Source organism: Indiicoccus explosivorum, from assembly GCF_002167005.1.
GTDB classification, from domain to species: domain Bacteria; phylum Bacillota; class Bacilli; order Bacillales_A; family Planococcaceae; genus Indiicoccus; species Indiicoccus explosivorum.
This window is the reverse complement of the sequence record NZ_NHTN01000007.1, coordinates 46,851-61,639: the sequence shown is the minus strand read 5'-3', so window position 1 is coordinate 61,639 and position 14,789 is coordinate 46,851. Positions and strand designations below refer to the sequence as shown.

Below are 14,789 nucleotides of genomic sequence, written 5' to 3'. Positions count from 1 at the left end.
AAATAACGGAAAGGGTGAAAGGGATGGCTTTTGAATTTCGTTTGCCGGATATCGGCGAGGGCATCCATGAAGGCGAAATCGTCAAATGGTTTGTAAAAGCCGGAGACACGATCGAAGAAGATGATATTTTATGTGAAGTTCAGAATGATAAAGCGGTAGTAGAAATTCCATCTCCGGTAGGAGGGACGATCGAAGAAGTTCTCGTGGAAGAAGGTACGGTTGCGGTCGTCGGCGACGTACTGGTGCGGATCGATGCTCCGGACGCAGGCGATATCCAATTCAAGGGAGAACATGCCGGCGAAGAAGGCGAGAAGGAAAGTGAAGCCGGCCAGGAAGGCCAGCAGAAGACGGAGGCGCTGGCTCAATCCGGTTCGATGGAAGACAGTGAGGACATCGAGAAAGACCGCGCCGCTGATGAAGCCGGACCGCAAGGAGCAGACGGTTCCACCGGTGCAGGCGCACAGCCGCAGGCGGAAGCGGATCCGAATAAACGCGTCATCGCGATGCCTTCTGTCCGGAAATATGCCCGCGAGCAAGGTGTGGACATCCGTCAGGTGAACGGGACCGGCAGCAACGGACGTGTCCTGAAAGAAGACATCGATGGGTTCGGCAAAGGCGGTCAGCCGGCAGCATCCGCCGAGCCTCAACAAGAAGCACCGGCTGCCCAGGAAAAACCGGCAGCATCCGCTCCGCAGGTTCCGGAAGGCGAATTCCCGGAGACACGCGAAAAGATCTCGAATATCAGAAAAGCGATTGCGAAAGCGATGGTCAATTCGAAGCATACAGCGCCGCACGTCACACTGATGGACGAAGTGGATGTCACCGAACTGGTGGCGCACCGCAAGAAATTCAAAGAAGTGGCTGCCGAGAAAGACATCAAGCTGACGTATCTTCCTTACGTCGTGAAGGCGCTTGTCAGCACACTGCGTGAATTCCCGTCGCTGAATGTATCGTATGATGATGCGGCTGAAGAAATCATCCACAAGCATTATTACAACATCGGCATCGCGGCGGACACGGAAAGAGGACTCCTTGTGCCGGTCGTGAAAAATGCAGACCGCAAATCGGTGTTCTCGATCTCCAGTGAAATCAATGAACTGGCTGAAAAAGCCCGTTCCGGCAAACTGGCTCCGGGTGAAATGAAAGGGGCATCCATGTCCATCACGAACATCGGTTCAGCAGGCGGACAATGGTTCACGCCGGTCATCAATCATCCGGAAGTGGCGATTCTCGGAATCGGCCGTATTGCGGAAAAACCTGTCATTAAAAATGGTGAAGTCACTGCTGCTCCTGTGTTAGCATTATCATTGAGCTTCGATCACCGCATGATCGACGGAGCGACTGCGCAGCTGGCATTGAACCACATCAAGCGTTTGCTCAGCGAACCAGAACTTTTACTAATGGAGGCGTAAACTTATGGTAGTAGGAGATTTCCCAATCGAAACAGATACGCTCGTCATCGGTTCCGGCCCAGGGGGCTACGTAGCGGCAATCCGCGCCGCCCAGACCGGACAGAAAGTGACAATTGTCGAAAAAGAATACATCGGCGGCGTGTGCCTGAACGTCGGCTGTATCCCTTCGAAAGCGCTTATTTCCGTCGGCCACCGTTTTGCGAATGCCCAGAATTCCGATGACATGGGAATTGTTGCGAAGGAAGTTTCGATCAACTTCGACAAAGCGCAAGAGTTCAAGAATGGTGTCGTCAAGAAATTGACTGGCGGCGTCGAACAGCTCCTGAAGGGCAATAAGATCGAAATCGTGAACGGTGAAGCTTATTTCGTGGACGAAAATACAGTTAAAGTGATGGATGAGAAATCATCGCAGACGTACAAGTTCAAGAATGCCATTATCGCAACTGGCTCACGTCCGGTTGAAATCCCGACATTCAAGTTTTCGGATCGTGTCCTGAGCTCGACAGGGGCGCTGGATCTGAAAGAAGTTCCGAAAAAACTCGTTGTGATCGGCGGCGGCTATATCGGTACGGAACTTGGAACCGCGTACGCTAATCTTGGTTCCGAAGTGACGATTCTGGAAGGGACGAAAGACATCCTTGCCGGATTCGAGAAACAGATGACGCAAGTCGTCAAAAAGCACTTGAAGAAAAAAGGTGTCGAAGTTGTAACGGAAGCAATGGCAAAAGGCGTTGAAGAGTCGAAAGACGGCGTCAAAGTCACCTATGAAGCGAAAGGCGAAGAACAGTCGCTTGAAGCGGATTATGTGCTCGTCACAGTCGGCCGCCGTCCTAACACGGACGAGCTCGGGCTTGAAGAACTCGGCCTGAAAATGGGTGAACGGGGACTGATCGACGTCGACAAGCAATGCCGGACAAGTGTGTCGAATATTTATGCCATCGGAGACATCGTCGCTGGTCCTCAGCTGGCCCATAAAGCTTCTTATGAAGGAAAAGTGGCAGCTGAAGCGATTGCAGGTGAAAAATCGGAAGTCGACTACCTGGCAATTCCGGCCGTCTGCTTCACAGATCCGGAACTGGCGACAGTCGGACTGTCTGAAGAACAGGCGAAAGAAGAAGGGTTCGAAGTCACCGCTGCCAAATTCCCATTCGGTGCTAATGGCCGCGCGCTTGCCTTGAACGCATCTGACGGGTTTGTAAAACTCGTCTCCCGCAAAGCGGACGGGCTGCTGCTCGGAGCGCAGATCGTCGGACAGGGAGCTTCCGATATGATCGCTGAGCTTGGCTTGGCTATTGAAACGGGAGTCACAGTGGAAGATCTTGCCATGACCATCCATGCGCACCCGACTCTCGGGGAAATCGCCATGGAAGCTGCGGAAGTAGCACTTGGCACACCAATCCATATTGTGAAATAAATAACAGCATGCCGGACTGGAAATTTTCAGTCCGGTTTTTTGTTTGCCCGCATTTTTGAAGACCGCCGGAATTTCCGGTAAATTGTCTTCCAGTGACTTTGCCGGCCTGCGTGTAGTGCCAGCCTTGTTAGGGTAACAGAAGGATAAAGAGATGGATAAAAGGGGTTGTGTAAAATTGAGGTACACTAAATGGATGATCACGCTGACTTCAGTTTCCATGCTTGCAGCATGCGGCGGAGAAGAAACCGAAGAAGTCATCGAAGAGAACGAAACCATCGAAGAGGAAGTTGAACAGAGCGAAGAGGAATTGGCGGAAGAGACGGAATCGCTGGAAGGAGAACCGCCGGAAACAGCTACGGACGAAGAAGTGGATGAAGAACCGGCGGAAACGGATGAAGAGGAAGTTGCTGAAGAGACGGTTTTAGAACCGGAGTACCGGGTTAATCCGGACACTTGGACGCTTTTGCCCTTAACGGAAGAGGCACCTGAGGACGTCGTGCTTCTGACGATCGATGATGCACCTGATGAATATGCCGTTCAAATGGCGGAAACGCTTGAGGAAATGGATGTTCCAGCGATCTTCTTCGTGAATGGCCACCTGATAGACTCGCCTGAAGGGAAAGAAAAACTGACCCGGATTGCGGATATGGGATTCGCGATCGGCAATCATACATGGGCGCATGAAAATTTGACTGAACTTTCCCCCGAGGACCAAACAGAGGAAATTGTAATCGTAAATGAACAGGTGCAGACTGTGATCGGTGAAAAACCGCGGTTTTTCCGTGCGCCGTTCGGAGAAAATACGGAAACGAGCATGCTCGTCGCAGACCGGCAGGAAATGGTGCCGATGAACTGGACGTACGGCTATGACTGGAATGAGGAATACATGGAACCTGAAGCGCTGGCGGATATCATGGTCAATACGGATCTTCTCGTCGATGGATCGATACTTCTGATGCATGACCGGGAATGGTCGGCTGCGGCACTGCCGGAAATTATCCAGGGAATCCGCGACAAGGGATATACGTTTGCAGATCCCGCCTTGATTGAAGGCGGCGGCGCAGTCGCCGACATCGAATAGCAGAAAAAACCGGCCTTTCCTGCTCGGAAAGGCCGGTCTCAATCGGATCAGAGAATCGCCTGCTGTTCCTTAATGACGCGCAAATAACGGAGGCGGTCATCTTCCGGCCCTTGGACCGGGAGGCCAGCTTCAATATTTTCATTGATGTAATCGATGTTTTCCTGTGTGATGATTTCACCGGGGATGAAAATCGGGATGCCCGGCGGGTAAACCATGACGAACTCGGCTGAAATACGGCCGACACTCTCGCTGAACGGCACGACTTCCGTGGTGGCATAGAAAGCATCGCGCGGTGTCATGGCCAGACGAGGAATTTCCGGCAAAAGCACTTCCGCTTCCGGTATGACCGAATCCGACTGGAGACTGGCGCTCATCCGCTCAAGCGCTTTAACGAGCAGATTGATTTCCTTTCGTGTGTCGCCGACTGTGACGATACATAAAATATTATAGAGGTCCGAGAGTTCCACTTCGATGTTCGCATTTTCCCGCAGCCATTCTTCCGCTTCATGGCCGGAGATCCCTAAATCCTTGACGCTGATCAGCAGTTTTGTCGGATCGAAATCATACGTGGCCGACGATTTCAGTATTTCTGCTCCGATACAGCGGAGGTGAGGAATCTTATTGATCCGCCTCCGGGCTTCCCGCGACAGCCGGATTGCTTCATCGATCAGGTCATATCCGTGGACGGCGAGCTGTCGGCGCGCTGTATCAAGGGATGCCAGGATCGGATAGGACGTCGACGTGGTCGTAAGCATCGATAAAATCGATTGCACCCGTTTTGGAGAGACCAGCCCTCCCTGCACATTGAGGACGGAACTCTGGGTCATCGAGCCTCCCAATTTGTGGACGCTTGTCGCTGCCATATCGGCTCCCGCAGCCATAGCGGAGACCGGAAGCTTCTCATGGAAATGAATATGGACACCGTGGGCTTCGTCGACGATGACGGGAATATTTTGGCTGTGAGCCACTTCGACAATTCTCGTCAGGTCGGCAGCGACACCGAAATAAGTCGGATTGATGACCAGCACGGCTTTGGTATCGGGGTAAGCTTCGAGTGCTTTCTCCACGGACTCCGGCGAAATCCCATGGGAAATCCCAAGCTCGGAATCGACTTCCGGATGGATGAAGATCGGCACGGCGCCGGCGAAAACAATCGCCGACATGATGGACTTATGCACGTTTCTCGGTACGAGGATTTTATCGCCCGGTCCGACGACGCTCAAAATCATCGTCATGATCGCGCCGCTCGTTCCCTGGACGGAAAAAAAGGTATGATCTGCACCGAAGGCTTTCGCCGCCAGTTCCTGGGCTTTTTTTATGGCACCTTTCGGGGAATGGAGATCGTCCAGGGGTGCGATATTGATCAAATCGATGGACAGGACGTTATCTCCGACAAATTCCCGGAAAGACGGATCGATGCCGCGGCCTTTCTTGTGGCCGGGGATATGGAACTGGATCGGGTTACGGTTACGGTGTTTGAGAAGTGCATCGAATAAGGGTGTCTCTAACTGTGACAATGGGTGTACCACCTCTTTCGGATAATGAAACAAACAACTATTCAGCCTCAGGCTACAGTCGGCGGGCTTGTTCTTTCCAGGCAGGAAGCGCCTCGCCGGTGCAGATGGCTGCTACAAGTAAAAGGAAAACAAAAGCATTATAGCACGCCAGTACTTCGCTTACTAGAACTATGGGAGGAATTTACCTGATGAGACAGAATACTGTAACATAGAGAATGGAAGGGGGAGGTTGAATGGAATTCAATACACGTATCACTGAATTGCTGGGAATCCGGTATCCGATCGTCCAGGGCGGCCTTGCTTATTTAGCTTATGCGGATTTGGCGGCCGCGGTTTCCAACGCAGGAGGTCTCGGGCAAATCACCGCGATGAGTCTCGGGAATCCGGATGAATTGCGGGAAGAGATCCGGAAAGTCAGGTCGCTGACCGACAAACCGTTCGGCGTGAATTTCGCAATCGGCGAACATGGCCGGAGATTCGATCATATGCTGGATGTGGCGATCGAGGAGAACGTTCCGGTCGTATCAATGACAGGCGGAAATCCCACGCCGATATTCGAACAGCTTGAAGGGACGGATATCCGGAAACTGGTGCTTGTAGCCGCGAGAAGACAAGCTGAAAAAGCGGAACAGCTCGGTGCGGATGCAGTGATGGTGGTCGGACATGAAGGCGGCGGTCATCTCGGAAGGGAAGATATCGGCACGATGGTCCTTGTGCCCCAAGTCGTCGATACAGTCGGGATACCTGTCATCGCTTCAGGCGGAATCGGGGACGGCCGGGGACTGATGGCGGCCCTTGCGCTCGGTGCGGAAGGAATCGAAATGGGGACGAGGTTTATTGCGACGAAAGAGTGCGTCCATGCATCTGAAGCCTACAAACAAGCCCTCATTCAGAGCAGCGAAAACGGAACCCAGATCATTAAACGCAGCATAGGAGCGCCAGCCCGTGTCCTTAAAAATGGCTGGACCGACCGGATCCTCGAAATCGAAAAAGAGACGCCGACGTATGAAGCGCTGAAGACGTATATCAGCGGAGAGGCGAACAAACGCTACATATACGAAGGGATCGAAGAAGAAGGATTCGGCTGGGCCGGACAAGTGACCGGTATGATCCGAGATATTCCGACAGCCGGGGAGCTCCTGGACCGTATGATCGGTCAGGCGGAGACGATCCGCCGGCAATGGGGGACGTAATAGGAACGGGAGGAATTGACAGTGGAATATTCATATCCGCTCGTCACGGACTGGTCGACCGAAGAAATCGTACAGGCCATCGAGTTTTTCGAAGCGATCGAGCAGGCGTACGAAAAAGGGATTACCAGAGAAGTACTGATGGAGCGGTACAGAAGGTTCAAACAGATCGTGCCGTCAAAAGCGGAGGAAAAAACGCTCCTCCGGGAATTCGAGGAAGCCAGCGGTTATGCGGGATACCCTGTCATTAAGAGGATGAAAGACGCAGGGGACGGAGAGAAACTGAAGGCGCCGTTCAAATAAACTGTCCGGGGCGGCAGAAATCCTTAAGCATTTTGAGCAGCCTTGAGTATGCTGTTAAAAAGAAATTTTATGAAAGAATCCGAAAACCGCTAAAAAAACATTGAGATTGGTATGTTAACCTGTTAATCTAAAAAAAGAACACAATAGTTAGCTGACCACTGGGGGAGCCGGACATAACCGGCTGAGACGAGCGAGACTTGGACCCTTTGAACCTGATCTGGACCATGCCAGCGTAGGGAAGTGGCGCGTGTGCCTTTTCTGAGTACGCATACACCGCTTCCGCACATGGAACGCGGTGTTTTTTATTGGATTGAGAACTGAGAAAAGGAAGACAGCAGAGAGGAGAACAGCATGAACGAGACATGGCTTTTCGTCGATTCCGGCAGCGGCACACCCGCTTTCAATATGGCGATGGATGAGGCGCTGCTGAACTGGCATAGTGAAGGCAAGATCCCGCCGGTGCTGCGCATGTACGGCTGGGAACCGGCCGGTATTTCGGTCGGTTTTTTCCAGAAGATTGAGGGCAGCATCGATACGGATGAGGCGGGCAGGCGCGGCATTCCGCTTGTCCGGAGACAGACAGGCGGAAAGGCCGTACTGCATGACGAGGAACTGACTTACAGTATTCTTGTATCAGAAGCGCATCCCGCCATACCGAAACCGGTGAAAGAAGCCTACCTGGTTCTGTCCAAAGGACTGCTTGAAGGTTACCGGTTTCTTGGGATAGATGCGGAGTTCGCGGTGCCGCCCACCCGGAACGCATCTTTGTCAGCCGTCTGTTTTGAGGAGCCGTCCTGGTATGAGCTGACCGTTGCGGGCAGGAAAGTGGCCGGCAGCGCGCAGACACGGAAAAAGGAAGTCGTCCTGCAGCATGGCTCAGTGCCGCTGGTGATTGATGATGAGAAACTGTTCAGTTTGTTCCGTTTCCCGGATGAAGTCAGACGGGAGAAGGCCAGGAACGCGTTCCGCAGCCGGGCAGCGGCCATCAGCGAACTGGCGGGCCGTCCGGTAACATTCGAGGAAGCGAAAACCGCGTTCCGGGAAGGATTCGAACGGGGGCTCGGCATCCGCCTGCAGCCGTTCGATCCGCCGCCTGAGCTGCTGGCGGAAGCGGGAGAACTTGAGCGGAAATACGGAAGCGATGAATGGACGTACATACGGGAAAAGGAAGGGGAGCGGCTGCCATGACCAAAGCAAATGACTATGTCCGGAAACCTGAATGGCTGAAGGTGAAATTAAATACGAATCAGACGTATAATGATTTAAAGAAGCTGATGCGCGAAAAGAAGCTGAATACTGTCTGCGAGGAAGCGAAATGCCCGAATATCCACGAGTGCTGGAGCGAGCGCCGGACGGCGACGTTCATGATACTCGGCGATACCTGCACGCGCGCGTGCCGGTTCTGTGCAGTGAAGACCGGATTGCCGAACGAACTCGACTGGGGAGAGCCGGAGAGGGTCGCAGAATCGACCGAAATTATGGGGCTGAAGCATGTCGTCGTGACAGCAGTCGCACGGGACGATCTGAATGACGGCGGCGCAGCGGTTTTCGCGGAGACGGTGCGCGCCATCCGCAGAAAAATGCCCGGTACGACGATCGAAGTGCTGCCTTCGGACATGAAAGGGGATTATGAAAGCCTCCATACCTTGATGGACAGCCAGCCGGATATCTTCAACCACAATATCGAAACGGTCCGGCGCCTGACGAAACGCGTGCGGGCAAAAGCGACTTACGACCGGTCCCTTGAACTGCTCGCGCGCGTCAAGGAGATCGCGCCGCACATCCCGACAAAATCAAGCCTGATGGTCGGTCTCGGGGAGACGAAAGAGGAAATTCTGCAGGCGATGGATGACCTGCTGGCTCACAAAGTGGATATCATGACAATCGGCCAGTACTTGCAGCCGACGAAAAAACACTTGAACGTGGAACGCTATTACCATCCCGACGAGTTCGCGGAGCTGAAGCGGATCGCGATGGAAAAAGGATTCAGGCACTGCGAATCAGGTCCGATGGTCCGTTCTTCCTATCATGCGGACGAACAGGTCTCCGACACGGCCGCCCAGCGCCGGATCAAGTACATGAAAGGCGTTGAGTTACAAAGCGGTCCGCTTGGAGATGCAGAATTCTCCTGACCGGTTAAGCAATAGGGCTGCTGCTCCCCCGCAAGGCGGCCGGTAAAGGTCCCGCTGTCTGATTGAAAAAACCTCCGCTCTTAGCTTTTGTAAGCAGAGAAGCGGAGATTTTTTAAAATTCAACCGGAATAAGATGTACTTTTTACGCCATGGACCATCGTTTCATAAATCGGAAGAAGTTCCTTGAACGTATCTTCAGTGAATGAAAAGAAACGCTCCGTACTCATAGCGGCAGCTTCATCTGCAGGGATATGCCGGCCGATGACCAGTTCCCCTTTCTTCACATCCCTGAAACGGACCATCAGCCGGGTGATCTCTTCGGCGGACAAGTCGCCGATCCGCTCCGCTTCAGGTTTCATGTGATCGCCTGAGAGGACAAAATCTCCAGGAAGATCATGGACTTCACCGTTCTCCAGCAGGTCACGCGCCATCCGGTCTTTACTGCGGGCTTCATAGATGACGGCGAGAATGATGAAAACGTGGCTTTTCCACAAGCCGATCTGAAAATGGGGATATGCCTTATATCCGCGTTTGTTGGCAGCGAATGCGACCCAGCTGTCCTGAGGCGGGTTGACAGTGCGCCGTGCATGTTTTGCGATGTGCACGAAATGCTCGTCTCCGGCGGCTTCGGAAAGGAAAGGGGCGAAGCGGCTGCCGAGTTCCTCGAACTTCGGGCGGATCTGCACGGTCAGCTGTTCCATTCTTTCCTCAAGACCCGGGACTCCAAATACTTGAAAATCGTCTTCCGTCCAAAAACTGCTCATTGATAAAAACCTCCTGATGGTGTTTACTTCCGGACACTAGTGTACCAAAAGCAAAGGAAAAAATTCAAAAGACGTTTCTCTATAGCGGACCTGGGGTATGGTGAAAGTAAAAACAATTCAGATGATTGTGCCGGCAAGGAGGTGCCCTGATGAATCAAGCTGTCCATATCGTCCGCAAGTCCGATATTGAGAAGGAATATATCCAGACGCTTAAGCTCGAACTCGATTATGAGCTCAGCACACTCTTTGATGCCATGCAGGAAAACGACGACAAGCAGCGGAAGAAAAGCACCGAGCGGCTGACGGAAATCCATTTTGAACTGACTGCTCTCCACGCCTTGTGACGGACATAGCACCTGAAGCTTTCTGTTCAGGTGCTCGGCCCGTTATACTGTCAGAGAAGGGGGAGTGCAAATGACAACGAGCGAGCTTGACCGTTATGCCAAGTCACTGATAAAAGAGGCTGGCCGGCGCATCCGCCATTCGTTGGGGAGCGACTTGACCATCGAGACGAAAGCGGATGCCAACGACCTTGTGACGAACATCGATAAAGAGACCGAGCGTTTCTTCGTGGAGCGGATCCGCAGGGATTTTCCCGGACACCGCTTGCTGGGGGAAGAAGGGTTCGGTGATCTGATTGAGGGGCTGGAAGGGACGGTCTGGATACTGGATCCGATCGATGGAACGATGAATTTCGTCCACCAGCAGCGCAACTTCGCCATATCACTCGGCATTTTCGAAGAAGGTACCGGAATCCTCGGATACATATACGATGTCGTGAACGATGAACTTTACAGCGCCAAGAAAGGAGAAGGCGCCTACCTTAATGACGAAAGGCTTGCAGACCTTTCCGAAACGGCTGTCCCGGAATCGATCGTCGGTGTGAATTCCACCTGGCTGATGCCCAATCCTTACTTGGACCATGAAGCGATCATCCGGCTGGTCCGGGATATCCGCGGAGCGCGTTCCTATGGTTCGGCGGCCTTGGAGATCGCGCATGTCGCCTCCGGACGGCTCGATGCGTATATGTCCCTTCGCCTGTCCCCTTGGGACATAGCGGGAGGTTTCATCATTGCCCATGAAACGGGCGCCATTGCCTCCAATTTCCGGGGGGAGCCCGCAAATCTGCTCGAACAGGATTCCTTTCTGATTGCGAATCCTTCGATCCATCAGACTCTGCTCGACCGCTATATTAAAATGAAAGCACAATGAAAGGGAGCGCCTCGGCGCCCCCTTTTTAATGTCTATAACAATCCTGCTTCACGCATGCGTTTTTTCGTCCGGAAGCCCATACCCATGACGACCATGAGCACGACGGCCGTCAGGATGATCCCAATGACGCTCCGCTCTCCGACAGCGACCCCGATGCCTGCCATGGCCACGAGTGCCGCCAGCGAATAAAACACGAACACCCATTTGATTTCTTTCACAGCCTGTTCCTCCTGTCGAACTAATAAATTCAATTGATATGGATTTTTGATTCTTTATGCTATAATAACACAGTTGAGCTTTTGATAAAACGAATAGTGGAGTGAAAGAATGACTAAGTATCGTCAAGATATCAGAAACATTGCCATCATCGCACACGTTGACCATGGTAAAACGACCCTTGTTGACCAGCTGCTGAAGCAATCGGGAATTTTCCGTTCCAACGAGCATGTCGATGAGCGGGCGATGGATTCGAATGACATCGAGAGAGAACGCGGAATCACCATTCTCGCGAAAAATACGGCAATCCAATACAAAGAAACCAAAATCAACATCCTCGATACACCGGGACATGCCGATTTCGGAGGCGAAGTGGAACGGATCATGAAAATGGTGGACGGCGTCCTTCTCGTCGTCGACGCGTATGAGGGCTGTATGCCGCAGACCCGTTTCGTCCTGAAGAAAGCCTTGGAACAGAACCTGCAGCCGATTGTGGTCGTCAATAAAGTCGACCGGGATTTTGCGCGGCCGGAAGAAGTGGTGGATGAAGTGATCGAACTGTTCATCGAACTCGAAGCGAACGACGAACAGCTTGAATTCCCAGTAATCTACGCGTCCGGCATGAATGGGACAGCATCCGATTCGCCGGACCCGGCAGATCAGGAAGAAAATATGCAGGTCATCTATGACGCGATCATTGAAAACGTCCCGGCACCGATCGACAACCGGGAAGAACCGCTTCAGTTCCAGGTGGCACTGCTGGATTACAACGACTATGTCGGACGGATCGGAATCGGCCGTGTTTTCCGCGGAGCCATCGAAGTCGGACAGCAAGTTTCCCTCATGAAACTGGACGGTTCGGTCAAAAATTTCCGGGTTACAAAAATCCATGGATTCCTGGGGTTGAAACGCGTCGAAATCGACCGTGCGGAAGCCGGTGACCTGATCGCCATCTCCGGTATGGAAGACATCAATGTGGGTGAAACCGTCACCCCTCAGGACCATCAGGAAGCACTGCCGCTTCTCAGAATCGATGAACCTACGCTGCAGATGACATTCCTTGTGAATAACAGTCCGTTTGCAGGAAAAGAAGGAAAGTTCGTCACTTCCCGCAAGATACAGGAACGTCTGGATCAGCAGCTGCAGACGGACGTTTCCCTTCGGGTGGAGAATACGGATTCTCCCGACGAATGGATTGTATCCGGCCGCGGGGAACTTCACCTGTCCATTCTGATTGAAAACATGCGCCGGGAAGGATTTGAACTTCAAGTTTCGAAACCTGAAGTCATCGTGAAGGTCATCGACGGAGTCAAATGCGAACCGGTTGAGCGGGTCCAAGTGGATGTGCCTGAAGAATATACCGGAGCGATCATTGAATCACTTGGTGAGCGCAAAGGCGAAATGCTCGATATGGTCAATAATGGAAATGGCCAAGTCCGGATGACGTTCAGCGTGCCGGCGCGCGGCCTGATCGGCTACACGACTGAGTTCATGACCCAGACACGGGGATACGGCATTATCAACCACACATTCGACAGTTATCAGCCGATAGCGAGCGGCCGTGTCGGCGGACGCCGCCAGGGCGTACTCGTCTCGATGGAGCGGGGGAAAGCTTCCTCCTATGGCCTGCTCGGCGTCGAAGACCGTGGGATCGTATTTGTGGAACCGGGAACCGAAGTGTATGAAGGGATGATCGTCGGCGAGCACAGCCGCGACAATGACCTGACCGTCAATATCGTGAAAGTGAAGGCGGCCAACAACATCCGTTCAGCAAATAAAGAACAGACGACGACTATGAAAAAGCCGCGGATCATGTCGCTGGAAGAAGCACTCGAGTACCTGAATGATGATGAGTACTGCGAAATTACACCGCAGTCGATCCGTCTGCGGAAGAAAATTCTCGACAAGAACGAACGGGAGCGCATCGCCAAGAAGAAAAAGTACGCTGAACTCGAAGCGTAAGTTCTGGTGAAAGGGTGTAGCACAAGTGGGACAAGAACAACAAATGGTCTATGAGAGTATGTACCCTGTCGCCCGGTTTCTGTACATGACGCTGCCGAGTAACGAGGCGGCTGGTGCTGCGCTGCTGGCTGTCATCTTCTTGCTGTCAGTCGTCGTATACAAGTTGGGGTTCGCAAAAAAACTGCCTTTCTGGCAGAATTTCATCATCGGTATCTTCCTGCTGGTGGGAGGATTCGTCTTGACCTTCCTGGCGATTTTCCTGCCTGTTGTCGAAGGCCTTCTCATTGCTGCTTTAATACTCGTCCTGTATAAAATCCGCCTTTGGCGGGAAAAACGCGAAAACGCTGCCTCCTAATCGGAAGCAGCGTTTTTTCGTTCGAATAGTTTGTAGAGGACAGGCAAGGCCAAAATAAATGTTAGGTGGCCGAATGCCCAATACAAAAAAGCGCTTATGTCTGCCGGAGATACGATGGGATCCTGTGCTGCGGCGGCCAGCGGGAAGTAAAGCAGGAAAAGCGGGATGCCCATTGCGAAACTGAGCAGGAACAACTGGCCGAAAGTGTAAGGCTGACGTTTAGCGAGATAGACGTAAACAATGCCGATGATAACGGAAACCGAAATATGAAGCAGAAATTCAGCTGTCCCGCTCCATTCTTCAGGACGAAGGAATGGAAGGAAATCGATATTGAGCAGGAGGGCATAGACTTTCTTGCCCGTCAGCAATTCGATCCATTTCAAGACAGCGGCAAGGATGAAGCCGCTCCAAAATCCGATCCAGATGCCCTTCAGCAGTTTCATGAATAGAAATCACCTTCGATTCTGCGGGAACTCCGCAAGAAACGGAATTTGCCGGTCGCGATCCGTTCATTCGTACGGCGCGTAATCCGTTCGTGGCATGGTGCACACATATACGTATGGATCGGCCTGTTCCTCAGCCGTTTCGCTTCTGGCGAAGAACCGTCCAATTCTTCCACTCCATCACAAATTACACATTTCACTCTCATGCAGCAGGCCCCTGCTCGACGCGGATGGCACGGATGTTCCGGATGGGCGCCTCAGCGTTCGAACCATCCGGCAGAAGCGCGTACGCAGGTCCGTCTTCGCGGAGCGGCTGGCCGTTTTGGCTGAACTTGAGAATCAGCGACTTAGCGGTCTCCAGATCGAATGATTCTTCGCCTTCAGCGGTCTCAAGAACCACTCTTTCCGCGTTTTCCAGCGGCTGGGCGTTCTTCAGGAACGGCTCCAGCCGGATTCCGAATGTGCCGGTCAGCATCTGAGTCTTCTGGAATTTCCGTTCTGTTTTAAGGGTAGGCGGGAAAACCGCACCTTCCATTATTTCACGGGACCAATGAGCGCCGGTCGCCCGCTTGTACTCTTCCATTTCATCTTTTTCGTCTGTGCCGCCGCTAAAGAACTCATCGAGATCGATTTTCCGGTCATCGAAGATCCATGTGCCGGGATCCAGTGTAATCTGAAACTTTACGGCTCCTGTTATCGGGATAATCATTTCCATCATTTATTGCCTCCAAAAAGAAAAAAGTAATAATCTTCTTCCAGTATACCTGTTTCAGCCAAAACGACAAAGG

17 protein-coding genes and 1 riboswitch are annotated in these 14,789 nt (G+C 52.6%); of the genes, 11 read left to right on the top strand and 6 right to left on the bottom strand.

From position 1 onward, the window contains the following. Positions 1-23 precede the first annotated feature (23 nt). The 3 genes from CCE92_RS01855 to CCE92_RS01845 all read left to right on the top strand — a co-directional run bounded on the left by CCE92_RS01855 (position 24) and on the right by CCE92_RS01845 (position 3,907). Entirely contained in the window at positions 24-1,412 is a 1,389-nt protein-coding gene (locus CCE92_RS01855; protein ID WP_088005822.1) for a dihydrolipoamide acetyltransferase family protein, read from the top strand. A gap of 4 nt (positions 1,413-1,416) precedes the next feature. Next, positions 1,417-2,826: a dihydrolipoyl dehydrogenase gene (lpdA, locus tag CCE92_RS01850; RefSeq protein ID WP_088005821.1), complete on the top strand. Its 1,410-nt coding sequence runs from the start codon at positions 1,417-1,419 to the stop codon at positions 2,824-2,826. Positions 2,827-3,001: 175 nt separating this feature from the next. Further along, the gene (locus tag CCE92_RS01845) at positions 3,002-3,907 is read left to right on the top strand and encodes a polysaccharide deacetylase family protein (RefSeq protein ID WP_241535831.1); all 906 of its coding nucleotides are present in this window, start codon (positions 3,002-3,004) and stop codon (positions 3,905-3,907) included. Between the two features lie 47 nt (positions 3,908-3,954). On the opposite strand, the gene CCE92_RS01840 is transcribed toward CCE92_RS01845, so the two are convergent. Further along, positions 3,955-5,424: an aminotransferase class I/II-fold pyridoxal phosphate-dependent enzyme gene (locus CCE92_RS01840; protein ID WP_088005819.1), complete on the bottom strand. Its 1,470-nt coding sequence runs from the start codon at positions 5,422-5,424 to the stop codon at positions 3,955-3,957. A 233-nt stretch (positions 5,425-5,657) separates the two neighbouring features. Here CCE92_RS01840 and CCE92_RS01835 point away from each other — a divergent pair, with 233 nt between their 5' ends. The 4 genes from CCE92_RS01835 to lipA all read left to right on the top strand — a co-directional run bounded on the left by CCE92_RS01835 (position 5,658) and on the right by lipA (position 9,049). After that, positions 5,658-6,617, top strand: a complete 960-nt coding sequence (locus CCE92_RS01835) for an NAD(P)H-dependent flavin oxidoreductase (RefSeq protein ID WP_088005818.1) — start codon at positions 5,658-5,660, stop codon at positions 6,615-6,617. A gap of 21 nt (positions 6,618-6,638) precedes the next feature. Next, complete coding sequence (locus CCE92_RS01830) at positions 6,639-6,917, top strand: UPF0223 family protein (RefSeq protein ID WP_088005817.1); 279 nt, start codon at positions 6,639-6,641, stop codon at positions 6,915-6,917. 150 nt (positions 6,918-7,067) lie between these two features. Beyond that, positions 7,068-7,173: riboswitch (TPP riboswitch) on the top strand. Between the two features lie 95 nt (positions 7,174-7,268). After that, the gene (gene lipM, locus CCE92_RS01825) at positions 7,269-8,105 is read left to right on the top strand and encodes an octanoyltransferase LipM (RefSeq protein ID WP_088005816.1); all 837 of its coding nucleotides are present in this window, start codon (positions 7,269-7,271) and stop codon (positions 8,103-8,105) included. Then, positions 8,102-9,049 carry a lipoyl synthase gene (lipA, locus tag CCE92_RS01820; protein WP_088005815.1) on the top strand — a complete coding sequence of 316 codons (948 nt, stop codon included), beginning with the start codon at positions 8,102-8,104 and terminating at the stop codon, positions 9,047-9,049. Before lipM ends, lipA begins: the two co-directional genes overlap by 4 nt. Before the next feature lie 119 nt (positions 9,050-9,168). On the opposite strand, the gene CCE92_RS01815 is transcribed toward lipA, so the two are convergent. Then, on the bottom strand, positions 9,169-9,813 hold the full coding sequence (locus tag CCE92_RS01815; RefSeq protein ID WP_088005814.1) for a YktB family protein: 645 nt from the start codon (positions 9,811-9,813) through the stop codon (positions 9,169-9,171). A 149-nt stretch (positions 9,814-9,962) separates the two neighbouring features. Between CCE92_RS01815 and CCE92_RS01810 the strand changes: the two genes are divergently transcribed. Both CCE92_RS01810 and CCE92_RS01805 read left to right on the top strand, forming a co-directional pair. After that, positions 9,963-10,157 (top strand): YkzI domain-containing protein, encoded by a 195-nt coding sequence (locus CCE92_RS01810; protein ID WP_088005813.1) that lies wholly within the window; start codon positions 9,963-9,965, stop codon positions 10,155-10,157. A gap of 70 nt (positions 10,158-10,227) precedes the next feature. Further along, positions 10,228-11,025 carry an inositol monophosphatase family protein gene (locus tag CCE92_RS01805; protein ID WP_088005812.1) on the top strand — a complete coding sequence of 266 codons (798 nt, stop codon included), beginning with the start codon at positions 10,228-10,230 and terminating at the stop codon, positions 11,023-11,025. Positions 11,026-11,057: 32 nt separating this feature from the next. Here the strand turns inward: CCE92_RS01805 and CCE92_RS01800 are convergent, their stop codons facing one another. Beyond that, positions 11,058-11,243: a YlaF family protein gene (locus CCE92_RS01800; protein WP_088005811.1), complete on the bottom strand. Its 186-nt coding sequence runs from the start codon at positions 11,241-11,243 to the stop codon at positions 11,058-11,060. A gap of 109 nt (positions 11,244-11,352) precedes the next feature. Here CCE92_RS01800 and typA point away from each other — a divergent pair, with 109 nt between their 5' ends. Then, positions 11,353-13,203 (top strand): translational GTPase TypA, encoded by a 1,851-nt coding sequence (gene typA, locus CCE92_RS01795; RefSeq protein ID WP_088005810.1) that lies wholly within the window; start codon positions 11,353-11,355, stop codon positions 13,201-13,203. A 58-nt stretch (positions 13,204-13,261) separates the two neighbouring features. Then, complete coding sequence (locus CCE92_RS01790) at positions 13,262-13,558, top strand: YlaH-like family protein (protein WP_088005809.1); 297 nt, start codon at positions 13,262-13,264, stop codon at positions 13,556-13,558. On the opposite strand, the gene CCE92_RS01785 is transcribed toward CCE92_RS01790, so the two are convergent. The 3 genes from CCE92_RS01785 to CCE92_RS01775 are packed head-to-tail and all read right to left on the bottom strand — an operon-like array spanning position 13,555 to position 14,716. Beyond that, positions 13,555-14,001, bottom strand: coding sequence for a hypothetical protein (locus CCE92_RS01785; RefSeq protein WP_088005808.1), 447 nt, complete (start codon positions 13,999-14,001; stop codon positions 13,555-13,557). The genes CCE92_RS01790 and CCE92_RS01785 overlap by 4 nt on opposite strands. After that, entirely contained in the window at positions 13,998-14,207 is a 210-nt protein-coding gene (locus CCE92_RS01780) for a YlaI family protein (protein WP_088005807.1), read from the bottom strand. Before CCE92_RS01780 ends, CCE92_RS01785 begins: the two co-directional genes overlap by 4 nt. After that, complete coding sequence (locus CCE92_RS01775; protein ID WP_088005863.1) at positions 14,204-14,716, bottom strand: molybdopterin-binding protein; 513 nt, start codon at positions 14,714-14,716, stop codon at positions 14,204-14,206. Before CCE92_RS01775 ends, CCE92_RS01780 begins: the two co-directional genes overlap by 4 nt. Between the last annotated feature and the right edge of the window lie 73 nt (positions 14,717-14,789).